Here is a 13,662-nt window from a genome sequence, read left to right as displayed (position 1 = left end):
TCCGGAGGAACGCTTCGCGTCACGAACCTGAGGCAGGAGCCGTATGCGGTAGTTCCGCACGTACGGATCTGTGCGGGGGGCGGCAGGTAACTGCCGTCCCTACCGCGACCGAAACAGGCTGCTTTGCTGACGACCTTCGCCCTGGATGTAGCCCATAAACGACAATGCCCCCCATCGACTGATGGAGGCATTGTCTTCAGCTTGCTCTCAGGCTGCTAGGTTTTCACACAGTCTGGATTGCGGGGCTCTTTGCTGATGGGGCGAGTTACAGCAGTTCGATGGCCACCGCTGTTGCTTCGCCGCCGCCGATGCACAGCGAGGCGACGCCGCGCTTGCCACCTTTCTTCTGCAGGGCGTTGATCAGAGTGAGGATAATCCGCGAGCCGGTGGAACCCACCGGGTGGCCCTGGGCACAGGCGCCGCCGAACACGTTGACCTTGGCATGGTCCAGGCCGTGCTCGCGCATGGCCAGCATGGTCACCATGGCGAAGGCTTCATTGATCTCGAACAGGTCGATCTCGTCCTTGCTCCAGCCGGTCTTCTTCAGCAGGTTGCTCATCGCGCCGATGGGCGCCAGGGTGAACTCGCTCGGGTCCTGGCTTTGGGTCGCGTGGGCAACCACCTTGGCAACTGGTTTGAGACCGCGCTTGGCCGCTTCATCGGCGGTCATCAGCAGCAGCGCGCTGGCGCCGTCGGAAATAGAACTGGCGTTGGCCGCGGTAATGGTGCCGTCTTTCTTGAAGGCGGGTTTGAGTGTGGGGATCTTGTCCAGGTTGGCCGTCAGCGGCTGTTCATCATCCTTGACCACCACCTCACCCTTGCGCGAGGTGACAGTGACCGGAATGATCTCCGCGTCCAGCGAGCCGTCCTTGATCGCCGCCTGCGCGCGTCGCAGCGATTCGATGGCATAGGCGTCCATTTCCTCACGGGTAATGCCGTACTTATCGGCGGTCTCCTGAGCGAAAGAGCCCATCAGGCGGCCAGTGCGCGCGTCCTCCAGGCCGTCGAGGAACATATGATCCTTGATCTCGCCATGCCCCATGCGCAGGCCGGTGCGTGCTTTCTCCAGTACATAGGGCGCGTTGGACATGCTTTCCATGCCGCCGGCGACCATTACCTGGTTGCTGCCGGCTTTCAGCGAGTCGAAGGCCATCATCACGGCCTTCATGCCTGAGCCGCACAGCTTGTTGATGGTGGTGCAGCCGGTGGCTGCAGGCAGGCCTGCATTGAGCGAGGCCTGGCGTGCCGGCCCTTGTTTGAGGCCGGCTGGCAGTACGCAGCCCATGATCACTTCCTGTACGTCGGCTGGCTCGATACCGGCGCGTTTGACCGCTTCACGAATGGCGGCCGCGCCCAGCGCTACGGCTGGCACGCTGGCCAAGCTGCCTTGAAAACCGCCCATGGGGGTACGTGCGGCGCTGACGATGACGATATCGGACATGCTGTTACCTCGAACGAGAGAGTGGTTCGGTTTAGCCTGCTTCAGAACTGGCCGGTTGGATCGATTCTAACCTGTGACCAAAAATGGCCATAGAGTCACGTAGCAAATCATTCTTTGGGCTGATTGAGCGCTGCGCGAGCCGCTCTAGAGTCGCTGCATACCTATTCCTAGCGTGCCTCAAGGTGATTTCATGCTGCAGACCCGACTGATCCCTCCCGCCGAAAACGCCCATGCCTATCCGCTGCTGATCAAGCGCCTGCTGCTGTCCGGTAGTCGTTACGAGAAGACCCGCGAAATCGTCTATCGCGACAAGCTGCGCTACAGCTACGCCACCTTCAACGAGCGTGTCGCACGGTTGGCCAACGTACTCAGCGAGGCAGGGGTCAGGGCCGGCGATACCGTGGCGGTGATGGATTGGGACAGTCACCGCTACCTCGAATGCATGTTCGCCATCCCGATGCTCGGCGCGGTGCTGCACACCATCAACATCCGCCTGTCGCCGGATCAGATCCTCTACACCATGAACCATGCAGAAGATCGTTTTGTGCTGGTCAACAGCGAGTTCGTGCCGCTGTACAACGGCATTGCCGGGCAACTGACCACCGTCGACAAGACCCTGCTGCTTACCGATGGCGAGGACAAGAACGCCGAGCTGCCGAACCTCGTCGGCGAGTACGAGAGCCTGCTGGCAGCCGCCAGCCCGCACTACGACTTCGCCGATTTCGACGAGAATTCGGTGGCCACCACCTTCTATACCACCGGCACCACCGGCAACCCCAAGGGCGTGTACTTCACTCATCGGCAACTGGTGCTGCACACCATGTCCATGGCGACCACCATGGGCGGTCTGGACAGCATTCGCCTGTTGGGCAATGACGATGTCTACATGCCGATTACGCCGATGTTCCATGTGCATGCCTGGGGCGTGCCCTATGTGGCCACCATGCTCGGGGTCAAGCAGGTGTACCCCGGTCGCTATGAGCCGGACATGCTCTGCCGTCTGATCAAGGAAGAAAAGGTCACCTTCTCCCACTGCGTCCCGACCATTCTGCAGATGGTGCTGGGCGCACCAGGTGCGCAGGGCCATGATTTCGGCGGCATGAAGATGATCATTGGCGGTAGCGCGCTGAACCGTTCGCTGTACGAGGCAGCCAAGGCGCGCGGCATCCAGCTCACCGCCGCCTACGGCATGTCCGAAACCTGTCCGCTGATTTCCTGCGCCTACCTCAATGAGGAGCTGCGCGCCGGCGGCGAGGACGAGCGCACCACCTACCGGATCAAGGCCGGCATTCCGGTGCCGCTGGTGGAGGCGGCGATCATGGATGCGGACGGTAAGCTGCTGCCCAGTGATGGCGAGTCGCAAGGCGAACTGGTGCTGCGCGCGCCCTGGCTGACGCAGGGCTATTTCCGCGAGCCGGAGAAGGGCGAGGAACTGTGGGCCCACGGCTGGCTGCATACCGGCGATGTGGCGACCATCGATGGCATGGGCTTCATCGAGATTCGTGATCGCATCAAGGATGTGATCAAGACCGGCGGCGAGTGGATTTCTTCCCTGGAACTGGAGGACCTGATCAGCCGGCACCCGGCCGTGCGTGAAGTGGCCGTGGTCGGCGTGCCGGACCCGCAGTGGGGTGAACGCCCGTTCGCGCTCCTGGTGCTGCGCGACGAGCACGGGCTGGATGCCAAGGGCCTGAAGGAGCACCTCAAACCCTTCGTCGAGCAGGGCCACATCAACAAGTGGGCGATTCCCACGCAGATCGCGCTTGTTACTGAAATTCCCAAGACCAGTGTCGGCAAACTGGACAAGAAGCGCATCCGCGTGGAAATCGCCCAGTGGCAGGAGGCTGGCAGCGCATTCCTGTCCACGCTGTGAGGTGCGAATTGACTGGGCGGTGAAAGTGACCGCTCAGTCAAACAAGCGTTTGGCTTGCTAATTGCTGTTTCACGTCCATGCTTGGCTAGGGGCAGGGTCTGAAACCTGCGAGCCAGAGTGGCTGGGGGCTGCAAATCACACTTTCGAGGGATCAAGCAGTACCACCTGCTGGCTATAGTCCAAGCATCCATAACAAAAAACACATGGAGTAGCGTCGATGACAACAAAAACAAAACCCTACTGGCGCCTGGCAAAACTGCCGCTGGCCGTCAGCCTCGCTTCCACCCTTGCCGCTCCGGCATTCGGCGTCACTTTCAATATCGGTGAGATCGAAGGGCAGTTCGATTCGTCGCTGTCGGTGGGGGCGAGCTGGTCGACCGCCAAACGGGATCGTGACCTGATCGGTTCGTCCAATGGCGGTACCGGCTTCACCCAGACCGGTGACGACGGCCGCCTGAACTTCAAGCGCGGCGAGACCTTCTCGAAGATCTTCAAGGGTATCCACGATCTTGAACTTAAATACGGCGACACCGGCGTATTCGTGCGCGGCAAGTACTGGTATGACTTCGAACTGAAGGACGAAAGCCGCCTTTTCAAGGACATCAGCGATAGCAACCGCAAGGAGGGAGCACAGTCATCGGGGGCCGAGATTCTCGACGCCTTCATCTACCACAACTACGCGATCGGTGACCAGCCTGGATCGGTACGTCTGGGCAAGCAGGTGGTGAGCTGGGGTGAGAGCACCTTCATCATCAACGGCATCAACGCGATCAACCCGGTCGACGTCGCCGCCTTCCGCCGCCCAGGTGCCGAGGTCAAGGAAGGCCTGATCCCGGTCAATATGCTCTATGTGGCTCAGAGTCTGACCGACCGGTTGTCTGCCGAGGCCTTCTACCAGTTGGAGTGGGACCAGACGGTCGTCGACAACTGCGGTACCTTCTTCGCCGTCGACGTGCTGCAGGATGGTTGTGCCAGCAACTACCATGTGCAGAGCTATCCCGCGGGACTGGCCGGCGCCCTGGGCGCCGTGGGAGCCGCCGGCAGCTCCGAGGGTGTCATGCTGCGCCGTGCCGGAGACAACGATGCGCGCGACAGCGGCCAGTGGGGCGTGGCCCTGCGCTGGCTGGGCGACGAGGCCGAATACGGCCTGTATGCGCTCAACTACCATAGCCGCACGCCGAACGTGAGCTACATCAATGCCGATGCGGCATCCATTGCCGCCATCGCGACTACCGCGGGAGGTCTTCCGGCGGCTTTCCAGACGCCATTCGTTTCCCTGGGCCTGCTGGGAACCGGCAGCTACTTCCTGGACTACCCGGAAGACATCCGCCTGTATGGCGCCAGCTTCTCGACCACCCTGCCCACCGGCACCGCGTGGCAGGGCGAGATCAGCTACCGGCCGAACATGCCGCTGCAGATCAATACAGTCGACACTACCGGCTGGTTGGCCAGCGGCATCGGCGGTGCGCTGGCCGTCGGCAACGTATCGGCGGCGCTGGCCCAGGCCGGGCAGGCGCACCGAGGTTACAACCGCAAGGAAGTCACCCAGTTGCAGACCACCTTCACCCACTTCATCGATCAGGTACTCGGCGCCGAGCGGATGACCCTGGTCGGCGAGATCGGCTACACCCGCATCGGTGGCCTGGAAAGCCTGGACAAGGTACGTTATGGCCGCGATGCGATCTACGGCGGTTACAACGATGCGAGCGCCATCGCCATGAACGGCCGGCATGGCTTCTACACCTCCGGCTCCTGGGGCTACCGGGCGCGTGGCATCCTCGACTACAACAACGTGTTCGCCGGTATCAACCTCAAGCCGAATGTAGCCTGGTCCCATGACGTGGACGGCTATGGGCCGGTGTTCAACGAAGGCGCCAAGGCCATCAGCATCGGACTCGATGCCGAATACCAGAACACCTACACCACCAGCCTCTCCTACACCAACTTCTTCGGCGGCGACTACAACACTTTGGTCGACCGCGACTTCCTGGCCGTCAGCTTCGGCGTGAGCTTCTAAATGCGAACGAGGAATAAGGACACTATGCAGATGAACGTGAAAAAAAACCTGTTGCAATCCGGCGTGCTGACCCTGTCTCTGCTGGCGACCAGCGTGATGGCGGCAGTGTCGCCTGACGAGGCTGCGAAGCTGGGCAACACCCTGACTCCGGTAGGCGCCGAGATGGCAGGCAATGCCGATGGGTCGATCCCAGCCTGGACTGGCGGTCTGCCGGCCAACGCCGGTGCGGTCGATCCGCGTGGCTTTTTGGCCGATCCGTTCGCCAACGAGCAGCCGCTGTTCACCATCACCGCGCAGAACGTCGACCAGTACAAGGACAAGCTGACTCCCGGCCAGCTGGCGATGTTCAAGCGCTACCCGGAAAGCTACAAGATGCCGGTCTACCCGACTCACCGTTCGGCCAGCCTGCCGGCTGCGGTGCTGGAGGCGACCAAGCAGAACGCGGTGAACACCAATATGGTGGAAGGTGGCAACGGCCTGGAGAACTTCCAGACCGCCAACCCCTTCCCGATCCCGCAGAACGGTCTGGAAGTGATCTGGAACCACATCACCCGCTACCGCGGTGGCAGCGTGCGTCGTCTGGTGACCCAGGCGACTCCGCAGCCGAACGGTTCCTACTCGCTGGTCTACTTCCAGGACGAGTTCGTCTTTCGCGATGCGTTGACTGATTACGACTCGAGCAAGTCCAGCAACGTGCTGTTCTACTTCAAACAGCGGGTGACTGCGCCTTCGCGTCTGGCTGGTAACGTACTGTTGGTACACGAGACGCTCGATCAGGTGAAAGAGCCGCGTCTGGCGTGGCTGTACAACGCCGGTCAACGTCGCGTGCGCCGTGCGCCGCAGGTGTCCTACGATGGCCCGGGCACCGCAGCTGACGGCCTGCGTACCTCGGACAACCTCGACATGTACAACGGTGCGCCGGATCGTTACGACTGGAAACTGGAAGGCAAGAAGGAGATCTATATCCCCTACAACGCCTACAAGCTCGATTCGCCCAGCCTGAAGTACTCCGACATCATCAAGGCTGGCCATATCAACCAGGACCTGACTCGTTACGAGCTACACCGTGTATGGCACGTGACTGCGACCCTGAAGTCGGGTGAGCGCCACATCTATGCCAAGCGTGACTTCTACATCGACGAGGACACCTGGCAAGCTGCTCTGATCGACCACTACGACGGTCGTGGCACCCTGTGGCGCGTAGCTGAGGCGCATGCCCAGTACTACTACGACAAGCAAGTGCCGTGGTACACCGTGGAAACCCTTTACGACCTGCTGTCCGGTCGCTACCTGGCCCTGGGTATGAAGAACGAGGAGAAACAAGCCTACGACTTCAACTATAAGGCCTCGGGCAGCGACTTCACCCCGGCGGCTCTGCGCCAGGCTGGCGTGCGCTAAAACCTGCCTCAGGCAACACGATGAAGCCGGCCTTGCGCCTAATGCCAGTCAGTTAAGCCGTTGCACTCGATCTTTGTAGGAGCCGGCTTGCCGGCGATCCGCCATAAAAAGCATCGCCAGCAAGCTGGCTCCTACGAAAAGCGCCCCCTCTACTGCAAGTAGGAGGGGGTGGTGACGAACTTATCTGATCAGCATTAGGCCTTGTGCCGGCTTTTTCGTTACGGACTGTAGCGGACGCTTCAAATGGCCATTGCAAGTCGCTAGGCTGGGTCCAGATCGAGCCCGCCGATGCACATAGAAGACTTCCAAGAATAGGCCGATGACAGATCTCTCCCGCTCGCCAGGTTTTCCCTGCACGCCGGCCACGCCGGTGGAAGCGCGTTTTTATCGTCCGCCGCTGCCGGCAGGACATATGCCGCGGCCCAGACTGTGCGAGCGTCTTGAGAAGGGTCTGCAAGGGCGATTGCTGCTGGTCAGTGCGCCAGCAGGCTTTGGCAAAAGCTCGCTGGCCATCGAGTTCTGCGAACGACTACCCGATCACTGGCACAGCCTCTGGCTCGGGCTGAGCGAGCGCGATCATGATCCGGGGCGCTTCCTTGAGCGTCTGTTACAGGGGCTGCAGCAGTTCTACCCCGGTTTGGGGGAGGAGGCGCTCGGTCTGCTGAAGATGCGCCAACGCCACCAACCCTTCGCGTTCGAGCAGTGGCTCGATGGTTTGCTCGATGAGCTGACTCAGCAACTCGATGATGGTCAGCCGCTGTTACTGGTGCTGGACGACTACCATCTGGCGCAGGGGCCGGTGCTGGATCGTTGCCTGCAATTCTTCCTCAACCACTTACCACCCGGCGTGCTGCTGTTGGTCACCAGCCGTCAGCGGCCGGATTGGCACCTGGCGCGTCTGCGCCTGTCGCGACAGTTGCTCGAACTCAGCGAGCAGGACCTGCGGCTGACCGCAGCGGAGTTGGATGCCCTGCTGGCAAGTCAGGGCGCGCACCTGGAAAAGCAGCAGGTCACCGGGATTCTGCAGCGCAGCGAAGGGTGGATTGCCGGTTTACGCCTGTGGCTGTTGGCTGTCGAAGAGCTGGCCGAAGCTGGCGAGGGACTGCAACTGCATGGAGGAGAAGGGCTGATCCGTGAATACCTCCTTGAAGAGGTCATCGAGCGGCAGCCCGCCGAGGTGCAGCAGTTTCTCTACGAAACCGCCTGCATGGAGCGCTTCTGTGCCGAGCTGTGCGACGCGGTGCGTGACAGCCACGACAGCGCCGCGATCATCCGTCAGTTGCAGGCCAACCAGGTTTTTCTGGTGCCGCTGGATGAGCAGGGGCATTGGTTTCGCTATCACCACCTGTTTTCCGATCTGCTCAATGCACGGACTGCTGACGGTTCGAGCCGTTCTCGCAGCGGTGCTCACCTGCGTGCCTGTCGCTGGTTCGCTGCGCAAGGCATGCTGGATGCCGCCATCGAGCAAGCGCTGCTGGCAGGGCAGGCCGATGTCGCTGCCAGCCTGGTACAGAACCTGTCCGAGGAGCAGATGCTGGCGGAGCAGAACATCGCCATGCTGCTGCGCTGGAAAACCAATCTGCCGGATGATCTGCTGGCCAGCACACCGCGACTGATCATGCTCTATGGCTGGGCACTGGCGCTGGCCTGCCAGCTGGACGCCGCCCAAGAGCTGCTTGATCAACTCGCACGCTTCCTTCCAGCAGCCGAGCCTTCCGCCCAGCGCAGCCTGCTGGCGCAGTGGCAGGCGCTCGACGGGGTCATCGCCCGTGGTCGTGGCGATGGTGCTCGTGCCGAACTGCAATGTAGCGAGGCCTTGTCTGGTTTACCGGTGGAGCGTTATGGCCCGCACTTCATGTGCTTGTCGGCGTTGTCCAATCTGGCCATGGTGCGTGGCGATCTGTGGCGTGCGCGTGGGTTGAACCGCGATGCGCTGGAGTTGGCGCAGCGCATCGACAACCCTCTGCTCGAGGCACTGGCCCACTACGAGCGCGCTCGCGTACTGCAATCCCGCGGCGAGGTGCTGCGCGCGCAGGAGGAAGTGCATCAGGGGTTGCTGCTGGTGCAGCGATTGCCGGCACAGCGCTGCTACTCGGTGCGGGCGCGGTTGACGATTTATGAGGGGTATCTGCTTAGTCTGCGCTTGCAGCCTCAGGCCGTGGAGCGCTTGCGGGCGGGAATTGCCGAAGCGCGAGCCTGTCGCGACGTTGGGGCGCTGATCGGCTATTGCGTGCTGGCTAGCCTGGAAGGACGTGATGGGCGGCCTGCCGAGGCATTCGCACTGCTCGGTGAGGCCGAGCGCTTGATGCACGTCTGGGATGTGCCAGCGATTTATTATTTGGCGATGATTACGCTGATGAAGTGCGAGCTGTGGTTGCGTCAGGGGCAGGTCGAACTGGCCGCTGCCTGGCTACCGCAGTTGGCGGAAACCTATGGTGATCAGGGGCGGGCACTGGCGCCAGAGTTTCACCCGCAGTTGGCGTTGCATATCGATTTGCAGCAGGCTGCTCTGGAGCGTCTGCAGGGCGAGCTGGAGCATGCGGAGCGCCGTCTGCGTGCGTTGCAACAACGTGCACAGGGGCTTGGTGGTCAGTTGGTTGGCCTTGTGGCTCAGGCCCAGCTCGCCCAGCTACTGAAGCAAACCGGACGAGAGCGGGAGGCACAGCAGCAGCTCGACACTTGCCTGGATCTCGCTCAGGGCGGTGCCCTGTTACCTTTCATCGAGCTGTTGCAGCATCAGCCACGGTGGCTACGTGAGCGCTTGCAGGGGCGTCCGGCCTGTCCGCTGCGCGACGCGTTACTTGCCCAGTTGCCGGGCAGTCGGTATTCGGACGAGGAGATTGTCGCAGAGGAGAGCGCCCTGGCGGAAAAACTCAGTGGCCGCGAGTTGGCGGTGCTTCAGTTGATCGCGCGCGGCTGCTCCAACCAGCAGATCAGCGAGCGTCTGTTCATCTCCCTGCACACGGTCAAGACCCACGCCCGTCACATCAACAGCAAGCTTGGTGTCGAGCGGCGTACTCAGGCGGTAGCTCGGGCCAAGGGGCTCGGCCTGCTGCGCTGATGTGTGTCTCACAGGAAATGCCTGGCACGCATCTAGGGTCTGTTGCCGTTTTACATGGGCAACCATAGGAAGGCACAGGCCATGGCCACCACGCTCTCGTAATTTCTCTTGAGTTTGTCGAATCGAGAGGCCACCGCCCGGTAGTGCTTCAGCCGGGCGAAGGCGTTTTCCACCAGGTGGCGATTTCGGTATAGACCTCTGTCCAGATCCGCGTTGCCTTTCACAGAGTTACGCTTCCTCGGGATCACGGCCTTGGCCCCTTGTCGCTCAACCTAGTCTCGGATTTTCTCGCTGTCATAGCCCTTATCCGCAACGATGGTTTCTGCTGCAGGGAGTTTGGAAATCAATCCGGGTGCCTGAGTACAGTCATTGATTTGGCCTCCCGTGATTTCAAACTCGATGGGTAAGCCGTGGGCGTCCACTGCTTCGACCAATGCTCATCGCTGAGCAGTAATCGGGGCATTGCAAGCTCGTATCAATGTTGGGTCAGAGCTTCAACGATACGGGCTTGCTCTTATAGATCAATGGGTTAGCGCGAAATGGCAACAGACCCTAGTACTGGGCCAGCGTTTGAACGTTTCCCCCCACGGCATTCTGGGCTACGCGGTGCTGTCCAGCGCCAACCTGGGCAAGGCGCTGCAGTTCGCCCTGAAGTACTACCGCGTGCTCGGTCTGTCTTTCGAGCTGGAACTGGTGGAGCAGGGCGAGGAGGTGGAATTGCGCGCCGTCGAGTCTTTCCCCATGGGGCCGCAATCGCGCTTTACCGCAGAGGGTCTTTTGGCCAGCATCTACACCATTGCCCGCTTTCTGCTGAGCGAAGAGCTGCAGGGCTTGGCCGTCGGTTTCGCTCATCCCGCGCCGGAGTATGCCGAGCGCTATGTCGAGGTGTTCGGCATAGCGGCGCAGTTCGAACAACCCCTTCACTGGCTGCGTTTACCCCGGCATTACCTGCAACGGCCCATGGCCCTGGCTAATCCGGCCACGGTGCAAATGTGCGAGCAACAGTGCGAAGCGCTGCTGGCCAGCCTAGATGTGCAGGACGGCCTGCTGACCCGCTTGCGCCGTCTGCTGTTGGCCCGCCCAGGTGAGTTTCCCGATCTAGAAAGTGCTGCGAGCGCCCTACATACCAGTGGTCGTAGCCTGCGTCGACATCTGGCCCGGATGGGCACCAGCTACCAGCAGGTGCTTGACGAAGTACGCAAGTGCCTGGCCCTGCAATACCTGAGCACCACACATTTGTCGTTGTATGAGATCGCCTATCTGCTGGGCTTCAGCGACCCGTCCAACTTCCGTCGTGCATTTCGTAAATGGACCGGTAAACTGCCTGGCGATTACCGTAACGAGGCCTCCTGATGACCACCGCCGAACGTCCCGCCCTGATTCGCGAAACCTTCCCAGTCGGGCCTTTGCAGTGCAACTGCACGATCATCGGCGATCCGTTGACCAAGAAGGCCATTGTGGTCGATCCGGGCGGTAATCCCGATCTGATCATGGCGCGTCTGGAAGCTCACGGCCTGAAGGTGGTGAGCATCATCCACACGCATGCCCATCTCGATCACTTCCTCGCCTCGGGGCAGATGAAGGAGAAGACCGGAGCCACCTTGCACCTGCACAAGGAGGACCAGTTCCTCTGGGACAACCTGGAGATGCAGTGCAGCATGTTCGGTGTGCCTTACACGCCCGTGCCGGCGCCGGACAAATGGCTGGCTGATGACGAGGAACTGGCCTGCGGTTGCGGGGTGGCGCTGCATACGCCGGGCCACACGCCAGGATCGATGAGCTTCTGGTTCGAGGACGCCAAGCTGTTGATCGCCGGTGACACTCTGTTCCGTCGCGGTATCGGCCGTACCGATCTGTGGGGCGGTGATTACGCCACTATCGAACGTTCGATCAAGCAGCGCCTGTACGGCCTCGACGAGGATGCCACCGTGGTTACCGGTCATGGCCCGGACACTCGGCTGGGCGATGAGATGCGCGAGAACCCCTTTATTCGCGCGTGACCGGGCACTAATGGCGGCGTGATGACTCAAATAACTATCACCCACCGTTCATGGAGACGCCTTCATGTTCCGCCTGCCCGTTATTGCCCTTTGCACCTCTGCGCTGCTGCTTGGCGGTTGCGCCTCGCAAAATCCTTATGATCAGAGCGCACCTAGCTCCAACCGCACTGCCACCTATGGCGGCATCGGCGCGCTGGCTGGCGCGGCTGCCGGTGCACTGATCAACCATGACAACCGTGGCAAGGGCGCGTTGATCGGTGCTGCTGTAGCCGGCGCCGCTGCGGCAGGTTACGGCTACTACGCCGACAAGCAGGAAGAAGAGCTGCGTCGCAGCATGCAAGGCACCGGGGTCGAGGTGCAGCGTCAGGGCGATGTGATCCAGCTGATCATGCCCGGCAACATCACCTTCGCTACCGACTCGGCGCAGATCGCCAGCAGCTTCTACCAGCCGCTGAATAACCTGGCCAATTCCTTCCGTCAGTACAACCAGAACAGTATCGAGGTCGTCGGTCATACCGACAGCACTGGCTCGCAAAGTCACAATATGGCGTTGTCGCAGCGCCGTGCGCAAAGCGTGGCCGACTATCTGCTGGCGCAGGGTGTCGACCCCAGCCGTCTGAGCACCCGCGGCATGGGGCCGGACCAGCCGGTGGCGAGCAATGCCACGGCAGATGGTCGTGCGCAGAACCGTCGTGTCGAGGTGACATTGCGCCCGTTGCCGGGAGTGCAGTAACGCGCGTGTGCCGGGCAGAACTGCTCTGGATCGCAGTCCCTATCCGCCCGGGCTGATAAGCTAGGGCGGAACTTCACCGCGCCTTGGCGGCTCGAAGATTGTGGCATGTCTGCCCGATACCAGAAGAAATCCTAAGGAATCCCTATGAAGACCAGACGTAATCTGATCGCAGCAACTGCGCTCATGGCCATGCTGGCTGGCTGCACCACCAACCCCTATACCGGCGAAAGTCAGGCTGGCAAAGCCGGCGTCTACGGTGGCATCGGCGCGGCCACCGGCGCCGTGATCGGCGCTGCGACCTCGAGCAAGAAAGACCGCGCTAAGGGTGCACTGATCGGTGCGGCTGTTGGTGGCGCTGCCGGCGGTGGTTATGGCTATTACGTCGACACCCAGGAAGCCAAGCTGCGTCAAACCCTGCAGGGCACTGGTGTACAGGTACAACGCAATGGCGATGATCTGAAACTGATCATGCCGGGCAATATCACTTTCGGTAGCAACTCGGCGGATATCTCCAGCAGTTTCTACCCGACCCTCAACTCGCTGGTGCTGGTATTCAAGGAGTTCGACAAGAACGGCGTGAACATCGTCGGTCATACCGACAGCACCGGTTCGCAAGAGCTGAACCAGAGTCTGTCGCAGCGTCGCGCCCAGAGCGTGGCCAACTACCTGACCGCCAACGGCGTACCGGGTCAGCGCATCTCTGCCTATGGTGCAGGTCCGAGCCAGCCGATTGCCAGCAACACCACCGATGCTGGCCGTGCGCAGAACCGTCGCGTCGAGATCAACCTGCGTCCGCTCTAAGGCCGCATTGCGTTGAACAAAGCCTCCCTTTCAGAGCGTGTGAAAACGCACTGACGCCAGAAAAATCCAACGCTCCGACTGGTTCGGGGCGTTGGTGTTTTTGATGCTTGGAAATGGAAGGCGGGATTTACCCCAACAGCTCGATCAACCGACGGGCACCCATCACATTGATGGCACGCTTCAGGTTGTAGGCGTTGACCGCCAGGGCCATTTCCGTCCGAGCGCCTTGCAGTTGTCGGAGCAGGAAGCGACCATTACCCAAAATCCATTGCTTCAGGTTGCCGAAGGGATGTTCGACGATGGAGCGGCGCCTGACCATCATCTCTGGATGCACCTGC

Annotated in this window: 9 protein-coding genes and 2 pseudogenes; 8 read left to right on the top strand and 3 right to left on the bottom strand. The window is 61.2% G+C overall.

The annotated features are described in order from the left end of the window. Nucleotides 1-265 precede the first annotated feature (265 nt). On the bottom strand, nucleotides 266-1,441 hold the full coding sequence (locus tag ACNFCJ_RS23245) for a thiolase family protein (protein ID WP_416773796.1): 1,176 nt from the start codon (nucleotides 1,439-1,441) through the stop codon (nucleotides 266-268). A gap of 190 nt (nucleotides 1,442-1,631) precedes the next feature. On the opposite strand from ACNFCJ_RS23245, the gene ACNFCJ_RS23240 reads away from it, so the two are divergent. The 4 genes from ACNFCJ_RS23240 (at nucleotide 1,632) to ACNFCJ_RS23225 (ending at nucleotide 9,790) form a co-directional block, all read left to right on the top strand. Further along, complete coding sequence (locus ACNFCJ_RS23240) at nucleotides 1,632-3,314, top strand: fatty acid--CoA ligase (protein WP_416773795.1); 1,683 nt, start codon at nucleotides 1,632-1,634, stop codon at nucleotides 3,312-3,314. Between the two features lie 217 nt (nucleotides 3,315-3,531). Continuing rightward, complete coding sequence (locus tag ACNFCJ_RS23235) at nucleotides 3,532-5,331, top strand: DUF1302 domain-containing protein (RefSeq protein WP_004424494.1); 1,800 nt, start codon at nucleotides 3,532-3,534, stop codon at nucleotides 5,329-5,331. Between the two features lie 30 nt (nucleotides 5,332-5,361). Next, nucleotides 5,362-6,729 carry a DUF1329 domain-containing protein gene (locus tag ACNFCJ_RS23230; protein ID WP_125880352.1) on the top strand — a complete coding sequence of 456 codons (1,368 nt, stop codon included), beginning with the start codon at nucleotides 5,362-5,364 and terminating at the stop codon, nucleotides 6,727-6,729. Between the two features lie 319 nt (nucleotides 6,730-7,048). Next, complete coding sequence (locus ACNFCJ_RS23225; RefSeq protein ID WP_416773794.1) at nucleotides 7,049-9,790, top strand: LuxR C-terminal-related transcriptional regulator; 2,742 nt, start codon at nucleotides 7,049-7,051, stop codon at nucleotides 9,788-9,790. Nucleotides 9,791-9,840: 50 nt separating this feature from the next. Here ACNFCJ_RS23225 and ACNFCJ_RS23220 read toward each other — a convergent pair. Continuing rightward, a pseudogene (locus ACNFCJ_RS23220) lies at nucleotides 9,841-10,215 on the bottom strand (IS5 family transposase); the annotation flags it as partial. A gap of 127 nt (nucleotides 10,216-10,342) precedes the next feature. Here ACNFCJ_RS23220 and ACNFCJ_RS23215 point away from each other — a divergent pair. The 4 genes and pseudogenes from ACNFCJ_RS23215 to ACNFCJ_RS23200 all read left to right on the top strand — a co-directional run. Next, nucleotides 10,343-11,143, top strand: a pseudogene (locus ACNFCJ_RS23215) (AraC family transcriptional regulator); the annotation flags it as partial. After that, nucleotides 11,143-11,790: an MBL fold metallo-hydrolase gene (locus tag ACNFCJ_RS23210; RefSeq protein ID WP_416773793.1), complete on the top strand. Its 648-nt coding sequence runs from the start codon at nucleotides 11,143-11,145 to the stop codon at nucleotides 11,788-11,790. The pseudogene ACNFCJ_RS23215 and the gene ACNFCJ_RS23210, both read left to right, overlap by 1 nt. Nucleotides 11,791-11,854: 64 nt before the next feature. Further along, on the top strand, nucleotides 11,855-12,523 hold the full coding sequence (locus tag ACNFCJ_RS23205; RefSeq protein WP_106735362.1) for an OmpA family protein: 669 nt from the start codon (nucleotides 11,855-11,857) through the stop codon (nucleotides 12,521-12,523). A gap of 144 nt (nucleotides 12,524-12,667) precedes the next feature. Next, on the top strand, nucleotides 12,668-13,324 hold the full coding sequence (locus ACNFCJ_RS23200; RefSeq protein WP_125835159.1) for an OmpA family protein: 657 nt from the start codon (nucleotides 12,668-12,670) through the stop codon (nucleotides 13,322-13,324). Nucleotides 13,325-13,451: 127 nt separating this feature from the next. Here the strand turns inward: ACNFCJ_RS23200 and ACNFCJ_RS23195 are convergent. After that, nucleotides 13,452-13,662: transposase (locus ACNFCJ_RS23195; protein ID WP_416773792.1), on the bottom strand; the 211-nt coding region annotated here is incomplete at its 5' end.

This window comes from Pseudomonas sp. NY15364, assembly GCF_048068235.1.
GTDB lineage: Bacteria > Pseudomonadota > Gammaproteobacteria > Pseudomonadales > Pseudomonadaceae > Aquipseudomonas > Aquipseudomonas mendocina_D.
The sequence above is the reverse complement of the archived record's forward strand: the minus strand, read 5'-3'. Positions and strand labels throughout refer to the sequence as shown.

Coding starts and splice junctions, on each gene's coding strand:
- ACNFCJ_RS23245 (WP_416773796.1), bottom strand. CDS start 1,441: ATGTCCGATATCGTCATCGTCAGCGCCGCACGTACCCCCATGGGCGGT.
- ACNFCJ_RS23205 (WP_106735362.1), top strand. CDS start 11,855: ATGTTCCGCCTGCCCGTTATTGCCCTTTGCACCTCTGCGCTGCTGCTT.
- ACNFCJ_RS23210 (WP_416773793.1), top strand. CDS start 11,143: ATGACCACCGCCGAACGTCCCGCCCTGATTCGCGAAACCTTCCCAGTC.
- ACNFCJ_RS23200 (WP_125835159.1), top strand. CDS start 12,668: ATGAAGACCAGACGTAATCTGATCGCAGCAACTGCGCTCATGGCCATG.
- ACNFCJ_RS23235 (WP_004424494.1), top strand. CDS start 3,532: ATGACAACAAAAACAAAACCCTACTGGCGCCTGGCAAAACTGCCGCTG.
- ACNFCJ_RS23225 (WP_416773794.1), top strand. CDS start 7,049: ATGACAGATCTCTCCCGCTCGCCAGGTTTTCCCTGCACGCCGGCCACG.
- ACNFCJ_RS23240 (WP_416773795.1), top strand. CDS start 1,632: ATGCTGCAGACCCGACTGATCCCTCCCGCCGAAAACGCCCATGCCTAT.
- ACNFCJ_RS23230 (WP_125880352.1), top strand. CDS start 5,362: ATGAACGTGAAAAAAAACCTGTTGCAATCCGGCGTGCTGACCCTGTCT.